General features: G+C 69.6%; 1 protein-coding gene and 1 pseudogene. Both read left to right on the top strand.

The window, feature by feature from the left end; translation table 11 throughout:
- Positions 1-97, top strand: a pseudogene (locus KUM49_RS49430) (carbohydrate ABC transporter permease); the annotation flags it as partial.
- Positions 98-145: 48 nt separating this feature from the next.
- Positions 146-2,161 carry a beta-galactosidase gene (locus tag KUM49_RS42225; RefSeq protein WP_217242254.1) on the top strand — a complete coding sequence of 672 codons (2,016 nt, stop codon included), beginning with the start codon at positions 146-148 and terminating at the stop codon, positions 2,159-2,161.
- Positions 2,162-2,514 lie beyond the last annotated feature (353 nt).

Here is a 2,514-nt window from a genome sequence, read left to right as displayed (position 1 = left end):
CGGCGCCCTGCTCACCGCGATCCCCACCCTGATCGTGTACTTCGTGCTCCAGCGCCAGTTCGTCAGCGGCCTGACCCTGGGCGCCAACAAGGGCTGACACATCCCCATTTCCCCTCTCCCCTACACCTCTCCCGGAGCACCACCAGTGAGTACCACACGCCGTCTTCGCATTCCTGGAATCGCCTACGGAGGTGACTACAACCCCGAGCAGTGGCCCGAGGACGTCTGGGCCGAGGACATGCGCCTGATGCGCGAGGCCGGGGTGACCATGGTCAGCGTCGGCATCTTCTCCTGGGCGCTGCTCGAACCTTCCGAAGGTGTCTACGACTTCGCCCGCATGGACAAGATCCTCGACCTGCTCCACGAGAACGGCATCGCCGCCGACCTGGCGACCCCCACCGCCTGCCCACCAGCATGGTTCTTCAAGACGTACCCGGAGGCACTACCCGTCGACCGGGACGGCCGCAAACTCTCGTACGGCAGCCGCCAGACGTTCTGCCCGTCCAGCCCCGCCTACCGCCGAGCAGCACTGCGGATCGCCGAAGCCCTCGCCGAGCGGTACGCCGCCCACCCGGCCGTCGCCATGTGGCACATCCACAACGAGTACGGCTGCCACAACGACGCCTGCTACTGCGACACCAGCGCCGCCGCCTTCCGCGCCTGGTTGCGAGCCCGCTACGGGGACGATCTGGACGCTCTCAACCACGCCTGGGGCACCACGTTCTGGAGCCAGTGGTACTACTCGTGGGACCAGATCCTGCCTCCCCGCACCACCGCGGCTCCCCCGAACCCCACCCACCAGCTCGACTGGCGCCGCTTCTGCTCCGACGAACTGCTCTCCCTGTGCACCGCCGAACGCGAGGTCCTGCGCCGGGCCGCTCCGGACACCCCCGCGACCACCAACTTCCTGGTCCTGCGCACCATCGACGCGCTCGACTACTGGCGCTGGGCACCCGAGCTGGACATCCTCTCCAACGACCACTACCTGCTCTCCGACGACCCGGAGGCCGAGGTCGACATCGCTCTCCACGGCGACCTGATGCGCTCGCTCGCGGGCGGCCCGTGGTTCCTCATGGAGCACTCGACCGGTGCCGTCAACTGGCAGCCCGTCAACCGCGCCAAGCTCCCTGGGGAAATGCGCCGCAACGCGCTCTCGCACGTGGCCCACGGCGCCGACGGCATCGCGTTCTTCCAGTGGCGGGCGGCGAGGGCGGGCGCCGAGCAGTGGCACTCGGCGATGCTCCCGCACGCCGGCACCGACAGCCAGATCTGGCGCGACGTCGTCCAACTCGGCGCTGACCTGCGGGCGTTGGCCGAAGTGCGGGACTCCACCAGCACGGCACAGGTGGCGATCGTGTGGGACTGGGACGCCCGCTGGGCACTGGAACTGCCCTCCCAGCCCAGCGGCGAACTGCGCTACCAGGACCTGGTACGGGACTGGTACACCCCCTTGTGGCGGGCCGGGGTCGCCGTCGACTTCGTACGCCCCGACGACCCGGGACTCGACCGCTACAAACTCGTCCTGGCTCCCTCGATGTATCTGGTCACGGAGGCGGCCGCGGCGAACCTCACCCGGTTCACCGAACGCGGGGGCACCCTGGCCATCGGCTTCCACAGCGGCATGGTCGACGAGAACTGCCATGTGTACCTCGGCGGTTACCCCGGCGCCTTCCGCGATGTCCTCGGAGTGATCACCGACGAGCTCTTCCCCCTGCTGCCGGGCCAGACGACCGGACTGACCGGCGACGTGCCTGCGGCCGCCACCGCCGACCTGTGGTCGGAACGCATCCGGCTCACCGGCGCGCAAGCCGTCGCCGCCTACGCCGACGGCCCCTTGGCGGGCCACCCCGCCGTCACCCGCCACCCGCACGGCGACGGCACCGCCTGGTATCTGGCCACCCACCCCGACCAGGACTCGCTCGCCGCCCTGCTCCACCGCATCCGCCAGGACGCCGGCGTCACACCGGAGCAGGACACACCCGCCGGGATCGAGGTCGTCCGGCGCCGGGGCGTGGAGGCCGACTATCTGTTCCTCATCGACCACACCGGAAAGGGCGCCGAAGCGCCCGCCGAAGGCGTCGAACTCCTCACCGGCAAGCCGGTCTCCGGCACCGTCAGCATCCCGCCCGGAGGCGTTGCCGTCATCCGCGAGCCACACTGACCAGGACGCAGGTCCTGGTCACCGAGGTGTGGGACCCGTGCTGATCCGGACCGGGCGCAGGACGGTCGCCTGCCTCGGGGCGCGTCGGAGGCTCTCCGTCTGCCGAAGTGACCGGTCCGCGGTACCCCACTCCTGCCCGGACCGATCAATTCCCCTGTGCCGGATCCCCTGATCAGTGCGGCCGGGCGGTCAGTCCGTACCGACCGGACGGCAGGCGCAACGACGACACTTCGTCCCTGTAGCCGAGGAGTCGCACCGTTGCTCAGAACCTCAGCGGTTCTCAGCGTTCCGGGCTTTTCTGCCCGGAAGGTCCGTCTCGTCACCAAAGCGTGAGGGCTTCGGCTTGAGGACGG

This window comes from Streptomyces sp. AC555_RSS877 (genome assembly GCF_019049245.1).
Taxonomy (GTDB): domain Bacteria; phylum Actinomycetota; class Actinomycetes; order Streptomycetales; family Streptomycetaceae; genus Streptomyces.
The sequence above is the reverse complement of the archived record's forward strand: the minus strand, read 5'-3'. Positions and strand labels throughout refer to the sequence as shown.